The organism is Paraflavitalea sp., from assembly GCF_059502485.1.
This window is the reverse complement of the sequence record NZ_JCACET010000011.1, coordinates 637,637-657,797: the sequence shown is the minus strand read 5'-3', so window position 1 is coordinate 657,797 and position 20,161 is coordinate 637,637. Positions and strand designations below refer to the sequence as shown.

Sequence of the window (20,161 nt, the reverse complement as noted above, 5' to 3'; positions counted from 1 at the left end):
GTGAGATGTGAAACTGTACGTCGCCATTTCCTATTTCACCTTTCACGTCTCGCGTTTCACCTTTTCATAAACAGCATTCCATGTACGTCGCCAACACACACTTGAAACCTGTTATAGGCATCGATATTCACTTTGTGAACCTGCCTTTTCCTTTCGTGCCCCTACCGCATCCTTACATTGGGTTGGTTATCGATCCATTTGATTATATTCCCTTCATTGGCGCCACTGTAAAAGTAAACGGTGTGCCCCGGGGTAATACCGATACGGCCGGTATGATCATCACCTTTGTACACATACCTTTCGGCGCGGGCTTTACCATCTTTCCTATCATTGGGCATGACAGCCAGAATTTCTTTGGAAGCAAAAAAGTGTTGGTAGACGGTGCGCCCATGAGTGGTGCGGGTTATATGCTCATGACCTGTAATGATATTGGATTACCGCTTTCCTTCAGGCCCGGGCGTAAGTTCATTCCCATACCATCATTGTATCTACCTACCTCTTTTTGTATTCCCCTGCAGTGGGGCAAGCCGGTGATGGTAGGTGGGCCGCTGGTGCCCAACTTCAGTCTCATGGCATTGCTCAAAGCATTTGCCCTGGGCTCATTCCTTAAAATATTCGGTAAGATCGCTGGCAAGCTGCTGCGGGTGCTCAACAAAAAAGTGCTGAGCAGGGTGCCGGCTACTGCCAAGCTCAACAACAGGTTGTGTAGAATGGGCTTCGAGCCGGTAGACCTCATCACCGGTCGCGTGAACTATGAATACACTGATTTCGAACTGCCCGGCCCGATCCCTTTGCGCTGGACCCGCAACTGGGACAGCGACTCTGGTGTGCAAGGCATGCTGGGACATGGCGTGTACCTGAGCTACGACCGTTGTATAGATCTATGGCCGGAAGACGGTGCCTTGTCTCTTTCATTGGCTGATGGCCGGCTGACAGCCTTCCCGTTATTGCAACCCGGAGAACAATTTTATCATCCACAGGAGAAGTTGTTACTGCGCCGCAAGCAAAACGGTCATTTCCTGTTGGAAGATTACAATGACTCCCTGTATTATCACTTCAACCATGAAACAGTACCAGGCAACACCTGGCGCTTATCATTTATAGAAAACTACAATGGCAATCGCATCCAGCTGCATTATACCGGTAAATACCTCAGTGCGCTCACGGATAGTGCCGGCCGGAGGTTGCTGCTGCAACTGGACAATGAACACCGCATCACTAAAGTGGAAGTAAAACATCGTGATGTGCGTCAAACACTGGTCAGTTACAATTACAATGAGGAGGGCGACCTGATAACAATAGGAGATGCATTGGTGCAGGAGGTCACTATTGAATACAACGATCACCTGATGGTGAAGAAGACCGATCGCAATGGTCAAACCTTTTATTGGGAATATGATCACCTCAAACGTTGTCTGCATACCTGGGGTGATGGAGGCGTATTGGAAGGTTTCATTGAATATGGCAAAGGTTATAACCTCGTCACCAATTCGTTGGGCGAAGAGACGACATTGTTCTATGATGAAAACAACCTGTGTGTGCAGGAAACAGATCATTATGGCAATCACCGCTATATCGAATACACGGAAGACTTTGAACTGTACCGGGAAATAGATGAAGAAGGACATATTACCGGTTACGTGTACGATAAAAAAGGCCGGTTGAAAGAAAAGCTGCTGCCGGATGGTAACAGTGAGCAGTATAATTACAACAGCAGTAATCAGCTCACGATGCTTACCAATCCCGATGGTTCTACTGTTACCTACGGATACGATCTGCAGTGTCGCCTGAGCTTTATCAATTATCCCAATGGGCAAACGGTTGCTTACGAATACAATGAGGAAGGGCAACTTGACCACATTGTAGCCAACGGCAATCAAAAAACAACACTCCGTTATGACGAAGATGAAAACCTCATCAGTGTTCAATTGCCCAATGGCGGTACAGATCACTGGAAATATGATGCATTGGGTAACTGTGTACAAGCTATCAATACGGCTGGTCTGCTGCGCTATTATGAGTATGACCCGCTGGGCAGGGTAACGGCTTATCATCTTCCCGATGGAAACAGTGTGCAGCTGGCTTACAATGCCTATGAGGATATTGTACAGGCTACTGATAAGTTTGGTGAGGTACGTTTTGAATATACGACCATGGGGCATATCAAAAAGCGCGTGCAGGGCAATGCGGAAATTGCCTTTCTGTATGACACGGAAGAAAGAGTGCGCAGTATTGTGAATGAAGCAGGCAGGCATTATGCAGTAGGCTATAATAAACGGGGAGAGCTGATCAGTGAAACAGGCTTTGATGGCCTGCGGCGTTCGTATGAGCGCGATGCTACCGGCAGGCTCGTCAAAACGACCTTACCCGGTAACCGGCAGACCCGCTATGAGCATGATGTCAACGGACGACTGGTACGGATAGAACACCATGATGGATCATGGCTGCTCTTTGGTTACGATAAAACAGGCAATCTGAAAGAGGCGACCAATGAACATAGTACGATACGACTTACGCGTAATAAGTTTGGCTACGTGGAGAAGGAAACGCAGGACCAGTATACGGTGCTGAGTGAATACGATAAACTGGCCAATCGTGTACGCATCACCAGCAGCCTGGGGGCAGATATTCATTTACAGCGCAATGAACTGGGTCTGGTAGCTGGTATGCAGGTAAAAGGAGAGCAGTTGCTCTGGGATGCACAGCTGAAGTACAACGCAGCAGGTCATGAAATAGAACGGTCATTGCCTGGCGGGCTGATCAGTGAAATGCAATACGACCATGCAGGCAGGCCGGGTATGCACAAAGTGAGTCGAAAGGGTATAGCCCTGCAATGGAAGAAATATACCTGGGATGCCGCAGAAAGACTTACGCATACTTTCGATGCGTTGGCGCAAGCAGGCAGCCGTTTTAAACACGATGCGCTCGGTAATCTCATCTTTGCCCAATATGCCGATAACCGCATTATGCACCGAGCGGTTGATAAAACGGGCAACCTGTACGAAACGACAGAGCGCAACGACCGTATCTACAATGCTGCAGGTGCATTGCTGCAAAGTGAAAAATATGCCTATGAATATGATGACCTGGGACGCCTGATCACTAAAATACCCAAGCGTGCTGAAGCAGGTACGGCTCCCACGCGCTATGAATGGTATGCAGATGGTCAATTGAAAAAGGTCATCAGGCCCGATGGTAAAATTGTGTCCTTTACGTATGACGCACTGGGCCGGCGCATTACCAAAACCTTCAATGGCATTATCACACGATGGGTGTGGGATCGCGACGTGCCTTTGCATGAATGGACCTATGAGGAGAAACAAAAACCGCAAGCAGTAATCAACGAGTGGGGCACGATAGAATATGATAAGCAGGAGCCAAGCCCTTGTTCGTGTCGCCCAGGTGCTTGTCACCATCAACCAGTTGCCAATGCCATCACCTGGATATTCGATGTAGATCGCAATACCGTCCCATGTGCTAAAATACAGAATGGCGTAGCCTACAGCATTATTGCCGATTACCTCGGTACGCCCGTAGCGGCTTATGATCATGAAGGTAAGCGTGTGTGGGAAACGGCATTGGACATTTACGGGCGCGCCATGGCCATTACCGGGGACAAAAATTTCATACCTTTCAGGTACCAGGGCCAGTATGAGGATGCGGAAACGGGGCTTTATTACAATCGTTTCCGGTATTATGCACCCGGTGAAGGAACATACATCAGCCAAGACCCCATATCGGTGGCAGGTGGTTTGAATACGTATGCCTATGTGACCGATCCGAATGCCTGGGTGGATGAGTTCGGGTTAAGTCCCAATCCCATCAGCTTTACCGATAGCCACGGACTGACGCTGGAAGTCCACAATTATGTAGACATCAGCCACCTTTCGGATGCGGAGTTGAAAGCGTTGTATTATGCCAATGATAATGCGTTGAAAGGAAAGGGCTTTGGGTTGTCGGGCACCGATAAACAGGGCAACACCATTGTGCTGCACCACTATCGGCAGAATCCAAATGGCCCGATCATTGCAATGCCTCAGAAGCACCACGATAAGCCACATACCAATCCGGGACAGCACCCGTTTGGTAAACGGAAGGGGGGAGGTCTGACAGCCAATGAAAGAACAGCCTTCAATCGTTGGAAGCAGGAGTATTGGAAACATCAGGCCAGCACGGAATTGACAGCGAGAGAAGTTTGTCATTAACCTAACAGCAGCATACTATTATGAACCAGGAATTGATGGAGCGTATCAGCGCTTTCTTAGATAAGAATCCAACCTTAAAAGGTTCTCCGGCTACGGCAGAACAGATTGCCAGTGCAGAAAATGAATTGGGCGTGACGTTGGATAATGACTACAAGGAATTCATTCAGCGGTTTGGCGGCGCTTATGCCGGTATTGCGGTGCATGCGTTTGCCAATGGCAGCTCTGTAGGCAATGAAACCATTGTTGATCTCACCAAGCAGAACAGGAATATAGCCAACGGCAATGAGCTCTTTCCCGAACTGAACAAAGCTTACGTCATTGCCGATGATGGTTCCGGTAACCCGATCGCGCTGACGCCCAAAGGTGAGGTGGTGTTGTATGACTACGACACCGAAGAGCAACAGGTATTGGCGCCCACCTTTGAAGCATTGATCGAAGGTAATTTTACAGAATGGTAAGCGGCCTGCTGATCATTTCTCCGTTTTTCATCTGCATTTGTATATAGTAGGCGCCGGGAGGCAGTGGCGTCAGGTTGTACCGGATTTGATTGCCTCTCCAGGTTTGCATCTTGATACCCCCTGCACTGAATAAACTTACCTGATCAATCGTTGCTGCATCCACGCCGCTAATGATGAAATAAGTGTTGGCTGGATTGGGGTAGATTGCCATCTGTCCAATGTCACTCACTGCTGCTACTATTACAACTTTCGACAGGGTATAGCGATCATCATGATCGGTTTGCCGGATGCGGTAATAGAGCTGTCCGGCATGATTGGGCACGTCCGTTTGTTCATAGTACAACGTGTGGTACTGGTTGCGGGCTGGTATGCCGGCAATAGCTTTTATCCATTGAAGCCCATCAGTGCTTCGTTCTACATCGAAATGACTCACGTTCTGTTCCTGTTCAGTGCTCCACTGGATCTTCACCCTTGCATCCTGCTGGCGTCGGGCTGATACAGCGCCCCACTGTAACGGTAATGCAAGGTTAGCTGCTAGGGTAAATTCATTAAGCGAAAGATTGCTGATGCCGGTAGCTATTACAGAATTATTGCCGACGTCTGAAATGCTGGTGCCCGCCATTTGCCAGGCTGTACCATTCCAGGCAATCAACTGCAGGGAAGATTTCTCCAGTCCATTCAACTCGCCATCAAGATAGCTGAATTGAATGTCGCCGCTGAATACCGGTGTGCCGGGACTAAGCAGGTACACGCGCGAAACATAGGTATTGCCAAAAGGATGTGTAACGGTGGTATTGGTTTGGATCGTAAGCCCATTCAGGTTGAGCGAGGCAGTAGGTGTCAGCTTCAGTCCATTGGCCGACAACGTTGTGCCCGGCGCCAATGTTACCTGTGCATCTGCACTTACTTGTATTTGCTGTGCGTGTATGTTTTGCAAAACGCACATGGCTATTACGCATGCGAAAATGCTTCTCATAATATAGGTTTTAGACCGGTGGTGCCGGTCAATACTGTTGATGCTGTTTCATTCCTGGTAATAGTAGTGGGTATCAGGCTTTAGTGCCTGTTGTTGCGCGGCGGCGCAGCAGCCAGCCACCAAGGCCAATACAGCACAGTGCCAATATCATAATCGTGGGCATGGAAGCGGTATTAATACTCAGCTTCTTTTCGATTGCGTCAAGACGATGGCGGAGCGCTTCATTTTCGGCTTGCAGCATTGTTATCTGTGTGGCTTGTGTATGGGTGCGTGTTTCCAATGCCTGCACTCCTGCCAGTGCCACGCCATCGGCATCAACGGTACCAATGCTGCGTTCGTCACTACCGAGGCCAAAGCTGGTGTAAAATCCTGTGCGGTAGGGCCGATGTGGCGCACTTTGTCGTCTTCCACGCGGTAGCTCCATTCCTGGATGGGCAGGCTGCGAAGTTTAGTAAGAATGTCTTCGCCTGCTATTGCTTCAAAATGATGTTTGCGGTTTACATCCGATGCGTTTTGCCATACGCCGCCGGTAGTAAGCAAGGCACCGGTGGAAGTAGAAATGACGGCGTTGGCTTGTCCCCAGTTGCTAACGCTGGCGCCTGATTGAAGGGTGACGCCGGTACCGAGGTTGGAGGAAGTAAAAATGCGGAAGCCGCCGGAAACACGCCAGTTGGCTGAGTGGTTGACGCCCGCGCGGATCGTATCGACGGTAGAGCGGTCTCCAAAAACAAAACTTCCCTGCCGGGCATTGGTGTGGGAGTGGTATCCCAGCGCTACTGAAGCGGCGCCGGAGGCTGTATTTTGTTCGCCCATGGCAAAGGAGGATTGCTGAGCTGCCGTACACAACTTACCCAGCGCTACGCTGTTGTCGGCTGATGCGCGGGTGCCCTCGCCAATAGCCAGGGAAAAATAGCCAGTATTGGCATCGTCCCACTGTGTGCCATTGACATAGCCTGCGCGAAAGGCTGCTTTTTCGGGATACCATAATACCCGGGTTCCCGCTCCTTCTGCTACGATGCCTCCGGTAGAGCTCCCCCCATCATAAACCCCGCCGAGGTAGAAGCCGCCATTGGTGTGCAGGCTCATGCGGGTGATGAGGCTGTTATTGCGTACTGCTAAAAGTGTGTCCGGAACCTGTGCATGTATTGCGGCTGGTAATAAGAGAGACAGGCATAAGATGCCCCTTTGCGTGTTAAGCATAGTAAGTTGTTTTTGGTGTAAAAGTTAATTGCTACTTAACCGGAAAAGGGGTAGAAGCTTTCAAGGGTGGATACGCGATGGCATAAGGCGCAGGAGCAAGATCAATAGTGGTATTGAAAACAAATCTAATGCAATAACTGCTACTAAAAAAACGGATTACTGCGATAGCCTGACACTGAAGGGGATGTCCATAGCATAGTCATGGTACACTTTGTTTACGAAAATGGAGATTACCTTGATTAAACAATAAAAAAACAGTTTTATACCATTCTTGAACTATAGATACACCATATTAATATATTGTGGTGTATCTATGGTGAGTCTATGGTGTATATATGGTACATCTATGGTGTATCCTATTATAAAGTGCTGGTATAGATTTACTTAAACAGGGTTTAAGTATGCCTGAACTGCCTTATGTAGTTTGAAATCAATGCATTACTAAGGAGTTGAGACTTCGACCTGTTGAATGTATAAGAATACAAGAAGAGGCTGAGGGTTATGTAGTCTTATAGATATACCAGCCATTGCTTATTTCTTTGATCATGATGATCCTGTCTGCGTGCATGGCAGGTGCATCCTTTTTGTCTTTTACGTATAGATATCCCACCGTATTGTCGAGGATACCTCCGATCAGGAAGCTTAGGCAATTGCCTCCTAATTCATAATCACCAAATGCAACACTGGATATAAGCAGTTTCTGGCAGGCGCCTTTTTCGTTCTTTAATAACCGGGTGCGACCTTCTTCTTTTTCTGTTCTACTGGCCAACTCTTTTAACGCTTTTTCTTTGAGTTGTTCGAATGCAGCTTTGTTGGCTTCGAAATGCTGAATGATCTTTTCATCAGAAGTGATGGTTAGCTTGGCATTGCCCAGCAGGAAGTCGTAATCTTCTTTTGATTTGATCATGTCTTCATCATCATCTTTCTTACTTTTTTTAGCCTGTTCTATCTGCTTGTCGATCTGCTGCGGTGTCATTTTTTCAAGCTCTATGATCATCTGCTCTATCATGCCGGTCATAGCCAGTGAACGGAAAGCACACATTTTCCAGGTTGTGTCTTTGGCAAAGTGCAGGTAAGTATCCAGTGTGGCACCCTCCTGGTTGGATACAGTCATGACAACAACTGCTTTGTCGGCCGTCTGTTGGAGCAGGGAGAATTTTTTAGTGATATCAGGTGGGAAATCCTGTCCGTTGGGTTTGCCCTGGTATTCTCCTGTAGTGTACTTGCTGATGTTTGCGAGGCTGTCCTTGCTGAATATCTTTTGGGCTAAATCCAGCGGTTCAAAGGATTGTGCGTAAGAGGTTGTTATGGCCATCAATAAAATGATGACGATGCTTGTGGTTCGGGTTGTCATGGTAGAGGTTATGCGGTATAAATATAGTGCGGTATGTTTTACCGTACAAACCGGTAAGTGCATTTTATCAGGAAGATATTGCGTGCGCGGTCGTTGCTGAAGGCATGGTCGAACAGGCTTTTGGATAGCGATCTGTCGAGGTCTGCGGATGCATCGGGGGTGTTGCCCTGCGACCAGACGAGGTACAGTTCAGATCCCGGCTTGTATTCCCAACGGACAACAAGGTTGGAGCGGAATTGTACGAAGTTGAAATCGGGTTTGTTGAAACTATAATCAGGTGTGCCATCTCCATTCTCATCTACTTTGTAGCTGCCATTGCTGAAGCTGATCTCGGAAGGATTGAATACGTGGAAACGGTCGTCGTAATTTTTTGCCAACGGATTGGATACGTAGCCGAAATTATCATACAGCGGACGCGTGATGAATGGCTGCCCATAGTATTGCAGGGTAAGGTCTGGCGTAATGTTGTAGCTCAAGCGGCCGGTGATGCGCAAGGTATTTTGCCTTACACGTCCTACGATGGTGCGTGTGGTGTTGTTATAGGAAACTGCATCTACAAACTGGTCCTGCCTGCGCCGGTAGTATCCATAGCTGAACATAAGACTCATTTGTAACGCATTCAATGGTTGGTACCGGACGCCCCCGCTAATTTCATTTTGAACGATCGTATTATCATAGCCCCAGCGACTGGCCGTGCTGACTTCTGCCGCTACTTTCTTACGGAGATCGCTTACTACATAAATATTGTGGGAAAGGCTGCCGGGCAGGCGCATGGAGGCTGCGCCGCGCAGGTCGGTATTGGAAACCTCGTAGGCTGTCCAGGTGAGGCCGGTACCCGTTTGCCAGTTATTCAGGAAGGTGGCGTGGGTATTGGTATTGAATGCCTGGTAAAGGAATTGTCCGCCATAATCCCATCGCGACCAGTGGTTGTAATTGACACGTGCTGTGCGGAAGATAAAGAATGGTTTTTGCCAGTGAACACCAGCCCAGGCAAAATGGTTGATCTGGTTGGCGGTAAGCAGAAAGCCGATATCATTCAGTTCGAGTCCGGGTGAGCGAAGTGTGAGGCCCGTTTCAAACCTGAGTATCTGCCCATACTTCCCTTGTTTGCCGCCTATCTTACCAAAACGAACGGTGCCACCCATGCCGGAGAGTGCAGTACGGTTACTGTCTACCGATACCTCCGGTGCATCGGCGCGCTGAAAGAGGTGCTCGAATGCTGTTTGCGTATTGAGAATGGCTTGTTTTGTGCCCTGTACCTGGCTGAATACGATATTGCTGCGCAGGTACCAGGTGCGGTTTTTCCAAAACTGTACAAAGTCAATGCCGCCGGAATAAGCGCTGCGGTGTAGAAAGTCGCTTAATCCTTTTTCGCGGTTTACGGCGGTGAAAATGCCGCCTATAATAGTATTGCCGGATTTGATGTCCTTTTGAACCCTTCCTACAAAGTAATTGGTCAATGGTTCTACCAATTCTTTTCGTCTTCCGCTGCCGTAATCGATGGTTGCCATTTCGCGTTGGGTGACGCTTTCGAGTACGCCGATACTCCAGCCTTTCTTTGTTTTGCCGCTGAACTTGGCAGCGCCCAGTATGGAAGTATTCTGTGGATATTTTACATGCTCTCCATTCTGCACACTGGGGTAGCCGTGAGGAGAACTGCCGACGCGCCGGGAGTAGAACAGCAGATCGGAGTCGTAGTCGCCACCCGCTTCGGAACCGGTCAGCTGGTAATCGAAAATATTCCTGCTTTCAATAAAGAACGGCCTGCGCTCTTCGAAGAAGTTCTGGAATCCGTCGATGCGCACCTGGGAGGGATCGGCTTCCACCTGTCCAAAATCGGGATTGATGGTGAAGTCGAGGATCAGGTCGTTGGTGACGGCCAGTTTGCCATCGAGGCCGGCGGTGAGTTTGGTATCGAATCCTTTGGCGAAAGGGTTGCCCGGTTCTTTTTTGTATTTATCTGCTTGCGTAATGACGTAGGGCGCTATTTCTACCTGCCGGTGCATGGGAATGTTCTTCAGGCCATGCAACTCGCCGAAGCGGCTTACCCATACGCCAGAGTTTTGGGGTATGTGTTGCCAATAGGAACGTTCTTCTTTCCGGAACAGGCGTCTGTTGATCTGCAGGCCCCATACTTTTTCGACTTCATTGCCGTATCGTAGCTGGCTGAGGGGGATTTTGATCTCTGCTGTCCATCCATCGGCGCCAATATGCGTTTTGGCATACCAGATAGGATTCCAGTTGGCGTCCCAGTTGTTTCCGTCATTGGAAGCCAGTTCATCGCTTCGAACGCCTGATGCTGAAAGGGTAAACGAAAAGGCGGTGCGCAGATCATGATAACTATCTATGTTGATCTCTACCCAGTCGCCGGGAAACTGATCGCGCCTGTCCATGCGCCGGACAATGGAATCGGGAGCTGCATCATGGCAGCGGTAGGCGACGTACAGGTATTTTTCATCGTATAATATCTTGAAACTGGTGGGCTGGGAGGGAGGTTTGCCTTCACTGGGCTGCCACTGGATGAAATCGCCGCCCCACTCAACGGCATTCCAGGCATCTTCCGAGGGAATGCCATCAATATTGATAGTGCCATTTAATGGCCTGGTAAAATACTTTTTTCTGATGATCGAATCAGCAGGGTTGGTTTGGGCTATAGCAGCAACGGACAGTAATAGTAGGATAATAAGGTAGATGTTTCTCATGTTAGCCTGGTCGTAACTACTGCAATATTACTGGATTTATCTTATCCTACACACATTTTGACTAATTGGGCCAGCGGATTTAAACGAAATACAGAGATGTGATAATTTCATCACCGAAAACGATTTCTATTCATTCAGTGCTTAATTAAATTATACCCATGGCAGCCCTTCGTTTCCTAAGAACAGCCGTTCTGGCATCGTTAGTTTGTTTTGTTATCCATCCACTTCATTCCCATGCCGGGACAGTATATTCCGGCACTGCGTCTGATTCCTCAGGAAAGGAATTATACATACCTGCCAAAGTGTATCGTATACCCGAAAACAATGATTACAATAACAAGGAGAGCGAGTATAGTTTCAGCCGCTCCGTACAGTCGGACAATATCATTATCTTCTGGCATAAGGAGTTTGGTGATGACCCAACCAAGAACCCTGATGAGAAAAAGCGTTTCGATGTACATGCATCTATCAAGGAGCTGGAGCGTTTTTACAATTACTATGTAAATGACCTGAAGTATGTAGTGAAGGGCAAGTCGTGGACCGATAAATACAAGATGATCCTGTACGTGATCAACGGCGAAGGTGCTACTGCTTTTGGCGGTGGTACAGAAGATAAAGTGGGCATGTTGTGGACGCCTGCTGTTCGTATGAATAAAGCGCCGTATGGCGCACTGGCGCATGAACTGGGGCATTCATTCCAGTACATGTCACGCGCTGATAATGGCCGTGGCCCACGAGGCGCAATTGGTGAGATGGGTGCTCAATATTTCCTGTGGCAGGTGTATCCTGAGTGGATGACGTTTGAGAATTACCACCTGATAGATTTTATGAAGGGAACGCATTACGCTTTCCTGCACCCGAAAAACATGTACCACTCTCCTTATGTGTTGGAGTATTGGTCTGAAAAGCATGGCAAAGAGTTTTATGGCAAGCTGGCGCGTGATACGAAGGAGGGTGAAGATGTAGTAGCTACTTACATTCGTATGAATGGACTGACGCAGGCGCAATTCAATGATGAAATATTTGATGCTTCCCGCAAGTTCATGACCTGGGACCTGAAAAGGGTGGAGCAGGTGGCTAAGCAATATGCCAACCAACACACTACGGTTATGAATGATGCCGGCGATGGTTGGTACAAGATTGCTTATACGCATGCGCCTCAGAACTATGGTTACAATGGTATTAAGCTTAAAGTGCCTGCTGCGGGTACAAAGGTGAAGCTGCAATTCAAAGGTATTGCCGGTGCTGCTGGTTATGACACCGTGAAGATCGATAAAGCAGGATGGCGTTATGGTTTTGTTGCTTCTTTGAAAGATGGCAGCCGTGTGTATGGTGATGTATACCGTGATGCCAATGGTAAAGGAACTTTCAAAGTGCCAAAGAATACTGAATACTTGTGGCTGGTAGTAAGCGGTGCGCCTACAGCGCATTGGCCGGTTTCTATGGGCAGGCAACAGCGCGGCGATAATACGCCTGCTCCCAAAGAAGAGCAATGGCCTTACCAGATCAAATTGTCTGGTACTACGCTGGATGAGTCTATTATCAAGTAAAGATCAATGAGCTTTGTGGTCGGCCGGGTAATCACCTTGCCGGCTTTTTTTATTGCCTGGAGATTTTTACAGTAGCGGAAGATTGAGGCGCCGGAAATTGGCCCGGGTAAGGAGCGATATCTATTAGTTCTATCAAATAATTGCCGATCACTGTGTCGACGCGGTAGTATTCCGCTCCGCTTGTAGTGAGTGCTATTGAATGCTTTTGGTTATTGAGGTGGAAGGAAAATTTAGCTCTTGCCCGTCCGGCCCAAACGCATACACCTCCAATAGGACAGCGGCTATCTTCTACCAGGCTGTCGTAGCAGATCTTTACATCGTCGTTGGTGAATGCCCATGTTTTGCATCCTGATAAGGGTATGGATGAGGTCCCTGACATTTTATTGATCTCTACGATGTCACTTTCCTTTTTCGACTTTTTGCAGGCGCTCATGGCTATTACAAGAGGGAGTGCAAGTAGAAGTATGGCAGGTTTCATTGCTCGTTATTTGTTTACTTGACAAGTTTGCCGGAAAAAGGGTTGCATCCTGCATGGTTTTGCAGATGCCATTTTTTTATTAATATTGCACCACTTGCAATGAATCACGTCTTCAAAATATTCGATTCGTACATGGCTTTCCTGCGGAGCGCCTGTGCGAACGTGCCATAATCTCTTCCTTTTTATTGGACTTTTATTGGCGACATGGTCCTCATGTCCATTGATTTATTCATAAATAAACTATTTACTGTGAAACGAATGGCTGTTACCGGCATGGGTAAAGTGGGCTCGTTAGTAGGCACTTTACTTTCCGACATGTTTACTGTTATTGGCATTGACCGGCAGGCGCCTGCGGCTGCTGTGCCTTTTACTGTTGTTGAAGGTGATGTAAGTGATCCGGATACCTTGCGGAAGTTGTTAAAGGGCCAGGATGGTGTAGTATCCTGTTTACCTTATCACCTGAATCTTGCTGTTGCCCGTACTGCGCACGAGCTGGGTATTCATTATTTTGATCTCACTGAAGATGTGGCCACCACCGCGGCCATCCGTCATATGGCCACCACTTCCAAAGGGGTGATGATACCACAGTGTGGGCTGGCACCCGGTTTTATCGGTATTGCCGGTGCTCACCTGACCAAATCTTTTACCCGCCTGCGGGATATCGAGCTGCGTGTGGGTGCTTTGCCACGCTATCCTAATGGATTGATGGGGTATTCCTTCACCTGGTCGCCCGCTGGTGTGATCAATGAATATATCAATGATGCCGAGGTGATCCACAATGGTGTGCGCAAAATGGTGCCTTCGCTGGAAGGGTTGGAAACCATCAATATCGAGGGACAGGAGTTTGAAGCTTTTTCTACATCGGGCGGATTGGGTACCTTGTGTGAAACGCTGGAAGGTAAAGTTGACACGCTCAATTATAAAACTATCCGCTATCCGGGGCACGCCAGGCTGATGCGCTTTTTGCTGTATGAGTTGATCATGAAGGATAAGAAGGAGTTGCTGGAGCAAATTCTTACTGAAGCCAAGCCGCCTGTGCGGGAAGATGTGGTGTATGTTTATGCTGTAGTAGAAGGATGGGATAATAATAACCTGAAGCGGGAAGAGTTTTACAGGGCTTATCATCCGATCGATATTCATGGCCAGAACTGGCGCGCCATTTCCTGGACTACGGCTGCTTCTGTAGCGGCTATCGTGGAGCTGGTTGCCAATGGGCAGTTGCCGCAGCAGGGATTTGTGAGGCAGGAAGATGTGTCGCTGGAGCAGTTTTATAATACGCAATGGGGTCGTCTCTATGCGGAAGAACAATTTAAACATCAAACTATTGGACATGGAAAATAAACATCGCTTATTACAGGCTGTATTGGATGGCTTAATTCGTCGCTATAAGGATCGTGTGCCTGATGTGGCGCTGATCATCGATGCAATGATCGCTGAGGGGATCATTACCAAAGAGCAGGACATCGAGAATGACCATATCGCTTTCCGTACGCTCGGTGTGCCACACCTGGGCGTAGGTTCACTGGAGAAGGTGTTCATGTATTATGGTTATGAGAAGCGGGATTATTATTATTTCAGTGAAAAGAAATTGAATGCCTGGTGGTATGCGCCGCCTGTAGCAGGACTTCCAAGGATATTTATTTCTGAATTGCGCGTAGGTGATCTCAGTGAAGGTGCACAAAAGATCATTCATAGTTATACAGATAATGTGAAGGCTGACCCGGTGGATGCGCTCAACCTCGATGATACGAACGCTGTGGATTATTACCTGCATAGCTCTTCCTGGGAGCTGCCATCATTGGCTGATTATGAAGCGTTGGCCAAGGAATCGGAGTATGCTGCCTGGGCTATCTACAACCGCTATTACCTCAATCACTTTACGCTGTCTGTACACAACCTTCAGCAGGGATATAATACACTGGAAGAATTTAATGCCTTCCTGGAACGCAATCGTATTGTGCTGAACGACGCGGGTGGTAAGATCAAGCGCAGTCCTGATGGTGACTTGCTGCAGAGCAGCACGGTGGCTGGCATGGTAGAGGCCGAGTTTGCCGGTGGCGACCGCAAGCGGATACCGGGTTCCTATGTGGAGTTTGCCGAGCGTCGTGTGTTGGCTCCTTACCGCAATTTACCGGCTGATCAGATCACAGCTGCTCACCGTCGTGAAGGTTTTGAAGCAGCGAATGCCAACAAGATATTCGAGAGCACGTATATGGAGCAGGCGGGAAAGAATGTGAAATGAGAAGTGGAAAGGCTTTTGCTTCGATAGCAGATTTCTCACTCCGCTATCGCTCCGTTCGAAATGACACAATAAGAGGTGATGTCTTTCAAAAGGCGTCACCTCTTTTTATGTAGGAGTTTTTTATTACCAGTTAACTCTTGGGCTTACGCGCTGGTCGAACTTGAATATCTGGTAAGCGATCATGAGCTCGTGGGAGCCGTTGCTGAAGCGGCCAAGTGGGGAGAGGATGTGGTCGTAGGCATAGGCGATGTTGAAGTTGCGGGCTACGTGCAGGCCTACCATACCCGATACTGCATCTTTGTAGCGCCAGGAGGCGCCTATCCACCAGGTGGAGGCAACCGTGCATTTGGTATTGAGGTTTACCGCTGCCGGGTTGGAGAAGTCGGTACGGGCGAGTGCTGACACCAACAGTTGAATGTTTTCCTGCTCATCGATCTGGAAGTTATAACCACCGGATAAGATAAACTCACGTTTATAAGTGGACAGGCTATTTTTAGCATCGATGAATTTGGAAGGGATGATCTGCTGCATCGAAGCGCCTGCAAAGAAACGACTCGAATAAAGCATAATGCCTGCATTGAGGTCTGGCGATACCTTGTTGTCATAGGCATTCATCAGCACCGGATCGAGTGATTGATCGGGGTAAATATTTTTAGCCGCATCATAACGTAGTTGCTGCACGCCTGCAGACAAGCCTGCCGAGAATGCTACCTGCTCTGTAAGCGGCAAATGCCATGCATAGGAGAAGTTGACACAGTTGGAAATATAAGGGCCGATATTATCCTGGTAGGCAATGACTCCAATACCATGGTGACGTTCTACAGGCAGCAAGTGAAAAAACTGTTCGCGATTATCTTCTTCAGGCAATGTCAATGGTGTGCTTTGTTCTGCTGTGTAACCCAGCGGCATGTTGGCCGTGACCCAGGTGGTAACAGGTGCACCTTGTATACCGCTCCACTGGCGGCGATGGCCGATGCGGAGGTCTGCATAGTTTTCCAGGCCCGTCATGGCGGGGTTGGAAAGAAAATAGTTGAGGGTGTATTGAGTAGTCTGCGGACGACTTTGTGCTTCACTGGCGTGAGCTATCAACAGTATTAGTATACTGATCACTATTGTCCTCATGTTATGGGTGATCCGTGACATTTATCTTAACAGGTTTATCCATCCGCTGATGGCTTTGCTGCCATCTTTAAGATCAAGTACATAATAGTATACGCCGGCGGGCAGTTCCTTTCCATTGTTTCTGCCATTCCATTGTATGCCGGTTCCTTTTGCTTCAAATACTTTACTGCCATTGCGGTTGAATACCTGAACGCTGGCATTGGGAAAATCATCCAGTGCTTTCACTTTCCACACATCATTCACGCCATCGCCGTTGGGGGAGAATGTGTTGGGCACTTTGGTCAGGTCAATCAGTTGTACCGGTATGGTGAATGTTGTTTGACATCCTGCGGTGGTTGTTACGATCACACTGTATTGGCCAGATTGGCTGACTTGTATGGAGCGTGTGGTATCGCCATTGCTCCACTTGTATTGCCCACCTTTAATGAATGGGGCGGTGAGTTGTACCACATGTGTGTTGCCGGAAAGTGTTGGTCCCGTCACAGTGATGTTGCCTGTTGGTAATGGACTGTATTGTACAGTAACGGGATCACTGATGGGGGAGCGGCAGTTGTTGGCATCCATGATCTGCAGGCTGTAAATGCCTGGCTGAGTAGCCATGATCCGTTGTGTGATGGCGCCTGTGGACCAGTTGTATGCAACTGCTGTGGGGCCGGAGAGTTCAACGCTGCCTCCCGGACAAAGCGATAGTGAACTACTCCAGGTGATCACTGGTTTTGCAGGTAGCGCATAGACGGTGAGTATCGCATCGGGAGTTGTTATGCTGCCACAATCGCCTGTTACTTCGCAGCTAAACCGTCCTGCGGTAGCTGTTGCAGTGCCGGAAACTGTTAAAGTGCTGGTGTTCGTGCCAGTGCAGGAATTGCTTTCGGCAAGTGGATTGCCATTGAGCCGCCAGCGATAGGTAAGGTTGACGCCAGTTGCTGCTACAGTGAACTGTGCGGGCATGCCTGTGCAAACAGCCGCATTGGTTGGTGGTGTTTGTATCCGTGTGTTGGGTTGTACGGTGATATGAACTGCCGGGGTTGGCATTGAGCAGCCTTCATCGTTGCTGATCGTTAAACTGTAGTCACCCGTTTGTGTGACCTGTATGGTGCGTGTAGTGGCGCCGGTTGACCAACGATAGTTATAAGGCAATTCATACTGCCATACGTCTACACCGAAACCGCTGGTGATGGAGCCGGTGGCTACGTATCCTTTGCCGCCAATGACAAAGGAGGCCGCGCCATACCTGCCGGCGGGAATATTTTGTACGCGTGTCCAGGTGAGGGTAGTGGGATTCAGTTGCCACAGATCATTCAGTAGCGTCCCGCGATTGCCCATTCCTACAAAGGCTTTATTGCCATCGGTGAACGCAATGGCGCCACCGCGCACCCCCCCGGGGAAGTCGGGCATTACTGTCCAGGAATCAGCAACCGGATCATAGCGGAGGCAGACGGCTGATTGCGGAGCAGTAACGGTAGCATTCCCATCGCGGGTTGAGTTGCCGGTACATACGTATCCATAACCATTCAATGCAAAGGCTGGTGCGTAGGCCATACCATAGGGCATATCGTTCTTGCGTGTCCAGGTGTCGTTGATAAGGTCATAGGCCCACACTTCTGCGAGGGCTGTATTGTTGGCCGTGTTCAATCCGCCGGCCACGATCAATTGATCATTGAGCAGGAAGCCTTGCACGATCTGCCGGGCCGTGCCGGGGAAGGCAGCTTTGCGGGTCCAGCCATCATTTGTGGGATCATAGATCCATACCATTTTATCCTGACTGCCTATTAAAAAGGCTTTGCCTTTCCATGTAATGGCTGGAGAGACACCTATGTTCATCGGTAATGTGGCCTGCTTCGACCAGGTATCGCTTGCCGGGTTGTATTTCCACATTTGTGTGGCGTTGGTATTGCCGCCACAATAGTAGCCGAAACCTCCTATTGAAAAGCCCGTAGCATATCTGCCAGCCAATGGGAGGTCAGACTTGCGTGTCCATTGGTCGCCTCGTGCGGATAATGTTTTTACCTGTCCTTCGCACATCGTGGAAGAGCCGGTAAACCCGATTGTAGCAGGAATGGGTTGTGCTATTACATTCAATGGTTCGGTGGTGACGGAGCAGCCGTTTACATCATATAATGTAGCGCTGTATGCGCCGGTGGTGCTGATCGTGATGGAGGGTTGTGTAGAGCCGTTGGGCCATTGTACTGTTTTGTTGGGATGATAGGTCCATGTCTGTGCATTGCGTACCGAACCCAACACCAACAGGCCTTTGCCGGGAAGGCTCAAACCGCTTTGGCCCCATTGAGCAACACCCGGGTAATCTGCTTTGCGTGTCCATACCCCATTATAAAACTCCCATAGTTCTGTTGTGTTACCACCTGCTGTAGTGAATCCGCCTGCAACATAGGCATGGTTGCCTACGGTGAATGCTGCTGCACTGCGGCGTATGTCGGCCGGTAAGGATGGTTGGACTGTCCACGCGTCGGCAATGGCATCATATTGCCAGCAATCGTTGGTGTTGACTGTGCCGGTGTTCCAGCCGCAGGTAACATAGCCTTTGGCATCGATTCTAAAGGAGGTTGCTTCTCTTCTGCCTGAAGCAGGGAAGCTGCTAATGGGCGTCCATTGGTCTGTTGCCGGATTGAATGACCAGTATTCTGCCGGGTAACCTGTAGCTGATTGTCCAAGACCTACATAACCCAATGAGCCGATCGTGAAGGCAGCCGCACTGGTCCTTCCGCCCCCGGGATAGTTGGCTTTGGCAGCCCAGGTATTGGTGGCGGGATCGTATTCGAAGAAAGTATTGAATCGCAGTGTGGGATTGTTGCCGAGACCTACATATCCTTTGTTGTTGAGGGCGAAGCCAACGGCGTATGCTCTTGCCGGGCCGGGCAGATCGGCTTTTTGCGACCAGGTGCCGGAAGCGTCATCATATTCCCAGCAATCGGCATAGTAAGTAGTTGAAGCATTATTGTAGCCAGTGCACACATATCCTTTGGAACCAATGGAAAAAGAAGTAGCTGCTACACGTCCTGCGGCTGGTATATCAGGCTGCCTGTGCCATACGTTGCCGGTGTCGACATAGAGTGTGAGGCTTTCCCCCGGACATAATTCGGGAGCAGCGGAGGGGATCACCGCCGGTGCAGGGGTTGTGGAGCATTGTGCCTGCGCCAGGGTGAAGTACATCAAGCTCACCATGCATAACAGGCTTGCCTGTAATAAGCATTTTCTCATACAGTTGTAAAGGGTAGTGGTATGCGGGCGGATTAAATAGTGGATAGTTTCATAGGGCCCGTAACTGCCTGAGTTCTGCAGGTGTTACTGTGGGCGGAAAGATGTTCCGTTTCAATTTGCTGATTACGAGGTAAGCGACGCTATCGGCAGCGCCTTTCCGGCTGAATCCTTTGTCGCCGGGTATGCCGGGAATGGTGGCCTGGTGTATGAGCTTTCTATTGCCGGTGAATATGTCGTAGCCATATGTGCCATCGGGCAATGCGATCACTTCATGACGGTAAGTACGTGGGGCCGCAGGAGTAGTGTCTGCAACAATCATGCTACAGTCTGCAATTGGGGCTATGCCAGTAACAGGACTGGCCAGCGCCATGCTTGCGATGACCGTACAACCCATACTCAGGGCCAGTAAATACCTTTTCATAGTGCTAAAGCTAAACAGGAAGGCGGATGCAATTGGGCAAATGTAGTTGAACTCCGTGAAATGATCGGTGAATGAGGGGTGTTTGTATGTTAATTGTTTCTCCGGGGAGTGTTCAGTAGTCGATAATTGTTTATTTAACACTTAATATTATTTTTATTACTTTGCGCCTATAGCGACTGCTACTGGCCCCGGAGGGGCGCAATGACCATGCGGGAAAATAATCAGCCATATTCAGAC

General features: G+C 49.0%; 13 protein-coding genes. 5 read left to right on the top strand and 8 right to left on the bottom strand.

Features of this window, described 5'->3' with window-relative positions; genetic code table 11:
* Positions 1-80 precede the first annotated feature (80 nt).
* Positions 81-4,205, top strand: a complete 4,125-nt coding sequence (locus tag AC5JBY_RS30420) for an RHS repeat-associated core domain-containing protein (RefSeq protein ID WP_495908469.1) — start codon at positions 81-83, stop codon at positions 4,203-4,205.
* A 20-nt stretch (positions 4,206-4,225) separates the two neighbouring features.
* A complete protein-coding gene (locus AC5JBY_RS30415; protein WP_495908468.1) occupies positions 4,226-4,663 on the top strand; it encodes an SMI1/KNR4 family protein in 438 nt (145 codons plus the stop codon).
* Here the strand turns inward: AC5JBY_RS30415 and AC5JBY_RS30410 are convergent.
* The 4 genes from AC5JBY_RS30410 to AC5JBY_RS30395 all read right to left on the bottom strand — a co-directional run bounded on the left by AC5JBY_RS30410 (position 4,650) and on the right by AC5JBY_RS30395 (position 10,895).
* On the bottom strand, positions 4,650-5,639 hold the full coding sequence (locus AC5JBY_RS30410; RefSeq protein WP_495908467.1) for a T9SS type A sorting domain-containing protein: 990 nt from the start codon (positions 5,637-5,639) through the stop codon (positions 4,650-4,652). The two genes, AC5JBY_RS30415 and AC5JBY_RS30410, sit on opposite strands and share 14 nt — an antisense overlap.
* A 243-nt stretch (positions 5,640-5,882) precedes the next feature.
* Entirely contained in the window at positions 5,883-6,839 is a 957-nt protein-coding gene (locus AC5JBY_RS30405; RefSeq protein WP_495908466.1) for a tail fiber domain-containing protein, read from the bottom strand.
* A 499-nt stretch (positions 6,840-7,338) separates the two neighbouring features.
* On the bottom strand, positions 7,339-8,193 hold the full coding sequence (locus tag AC5JBY_RS30400) for a hypothetical protein (protein WP_495908465.1): 855 nt from the start codon (positions 8,191-8,193) through the stop codon (positions 7,339-7,341).
* Positions 8,194-8,231: 38 nt separating this feature from the next.
* Positions 8,232-10,895, bottom strand: coding sequence for a DUF5916 domain-containing protein (locus AC5JBY_RS30395; protein WP_495908464.1), 2,664 nt, complete (start codon positions 10,893-10,895; stop codon positions 8,232-8,234).
* Between the two features lie 158 nt (positions 10,896-11,053).
* On the opposite strand from AC5JBY_RS30395, the gene AC5JBY_RS30390 reads away from it, so the two are divergent.
* Entirely contained in the window at positions 11,054-12,445 is a 1,392-nt protein-coding gene (locus AC5JBY_RS30390; protein WP_495908463.1) for a DUF6055 domain-containing protein, read from the top strand.
* A gap of 49 nt (positions 12,446-12,494) precedes the next feature.
* Here AC5JBY_RS30390 and AC5JBY_RS30385 read toward each other — a convergent pair whose 3' ends face one another.
* Complete coding sequence (locus AC5JBY_RS30385; RefSeq protein WP_495908462.1) at positions 12,495-12,923, bottom strand: hypothetical protein; 429 nt, start codon at positions 12,921-12,923, stop codon at positions 12,495-12,497.
* 258 nt (positions 12,924-13,181) lie between these two features.
* Between AC5JBY_RS30385 and AC5JBY_RS30380 the strand changes: the two genes are divergently transcribed.
* Positions 13,182-14,264 carry a saccharopine dehydrogenase family protein gene (locus AC5JBY_RS30380; RefSeq protein WP_495909100.1) on the top strand — a complete coding sequence of 361 codons (1,083 nt, stop codon included), beginning with the start codon at positions 13,182-13,184 and terminating at the stop codon, positions 14,262-14,264.
* Positions 14,254-15,165: a DUF1338 domain-containing protein gene (locus AC5JBY_RS30375; protein WP_495908461.1), complete on the top strand. Its 912-nt coding sequence runs from the start codon at positions 14,254-14,256 to the stop codon at positions 15,163-15,165. Before AC5JBY_RS30380 ends, AC5JBY_RS30375 begins: the two co-directional genes overlap by 11 nt.
* Before the next feature lie 123 nt (positions 15,166-15,288).
* Here AC5JBY_RS30375 and AC5JBY_RS30370 read toward each other — a convergent pair whose 3' ends face one another.
* Genes AC5JBY_RS30370 through AC5JBY_RS30360 form a run of 3 tightly spaced genes read right to left on the bottom strand, consistent with a single transcriptional unit; the run spans position 15,289 to position 19,924 of the window.
* Positions 15,289-16,308, bottom strand: coding sequence for a PorP/SprF family type IX secretion system membrane protein (locus AC5JBY_RS30370; RefSeq protein ID WP_495908460.1), 1,020 nt, complete (start codon positions 16,306-16,308; stop codon positions 15,289-15,291).
* Positions 16,309-19,503, bottom strand: a complete 3,195-nt coding sequence (locus AC5JBY_RS30365; RefSeq protein ID WP_495908459.1) for a Kelch repeat-containing protein — start codon at positions 19,501-19,503, stop codon at positions 16,309-16,311.
* A 49-nt stretch (positions 19,504-19,552) separates the two neighbouring features.
* A complete protein-coding gene (locus AC5JBY_RS30360; RefSeq protein WP_495908458.1) occupies positions 19,553-19,924 on the bottom strand; it encodes a DUF4907 domain-containing protein in 372 nt (123 codons plus the stop codon).
* Between the last annotated feature and the right edge of the window lie 237 nt (positions 19,925-20,161).

Bases quoted from the DNA above. Each gene is read 5' to 3' on its own strand.
- AC5JBY_RS30420 (WP_495908469.1), top strand. From the start codon at position 81: ATGTACGTCGCCAACACACACTTGAAACCTGTTATAGGCATCGATATT.
- AC5JBY_RS30415 (WP_495908468.1), top strand. From the start codon at position 4,226: ATGAACCAGGAATTGATGGAGCGTATCAGCGCTTTCTTAGATAAGAAT.
- AC5JBY_RS30410 (WP_495908467.1), bottom strand. From the start codon at position 5,639: ATGAGAAGCATTTTCGCATGCGTAATAGCCATGTGCGTTTTGCAAAAC.
- AC5JBY_RS30405 (WP_495908466.1), bottom strand. From the start codon at position 6,839: ATGCTTAACACGCAAAGGGGCATCTTATGCCTGTCTCTCTTATTACCA.
- AC5JBY_RS30400 (WP_495908465.1), bottom strand. From the start codon at position 8,193: ATGACAACCCGAACCACAAGCATCGTCATCATTTTATTGATGGCCATA.
- AC5JBY_RS30395 (WP_495908464.1), bottom strand. From the start codon at position 10,895: ATGAGAAACATCTACCTTATTATCCTACTATTACTGTCCGTTGCTGCT.
- AC5JBY_RS30390 (WP_495908463.1), top strand. From the start codon at position 11,054: ATGGCAGCCCTTCGTTTCCTAAGAACAGCCGTTCTGGCATCGTTAGTT.
- AC5JBY_RS30385 (WP_495908462.1), bottom strand. From the start codon at position 12,923: ATGAAACCTGCCATACTTCTACTTGCACTCCCTCTTGTAATAGCCATG.
- AC5JBY_RS30380 (WP_495909100.1), top strand. From the start codon at position 13,182: ATGGCTGTTACCGGCATGGGTAAAGTGGGCTCGTTAGTAGGCACTTTA.
- AC5JBY_RS30375 (WP_495908461.1), top strand. From the start codon at position 14,254: ATGGAAAATAAACATCGCTTATTACAGGCTGTATTGGATGGCTTAATT.
- AC5JBY_RS30370 (WP_495908460.1), bottom strand. From the start codon at position 16,308: ATGTCACGGATCACCCATAACATGAGGACAATAGTGATCAGTATACTA.
- AC5JBY_RS30365 (WP_495908459.1), bottom strand. From the start codon at position 19,503: ATGAGAAAATGCTTATTACAGGCAAGCCTGTTATGCATGGTGAGCTTG.
- AC5JBY_RS30360 (WP_495908458.1), bottom strand. From the start codon at position 19,924: ATGAAAAGGTATTTACTGGCCCTGAGTATGGGTTGTACGGTCATCGCA.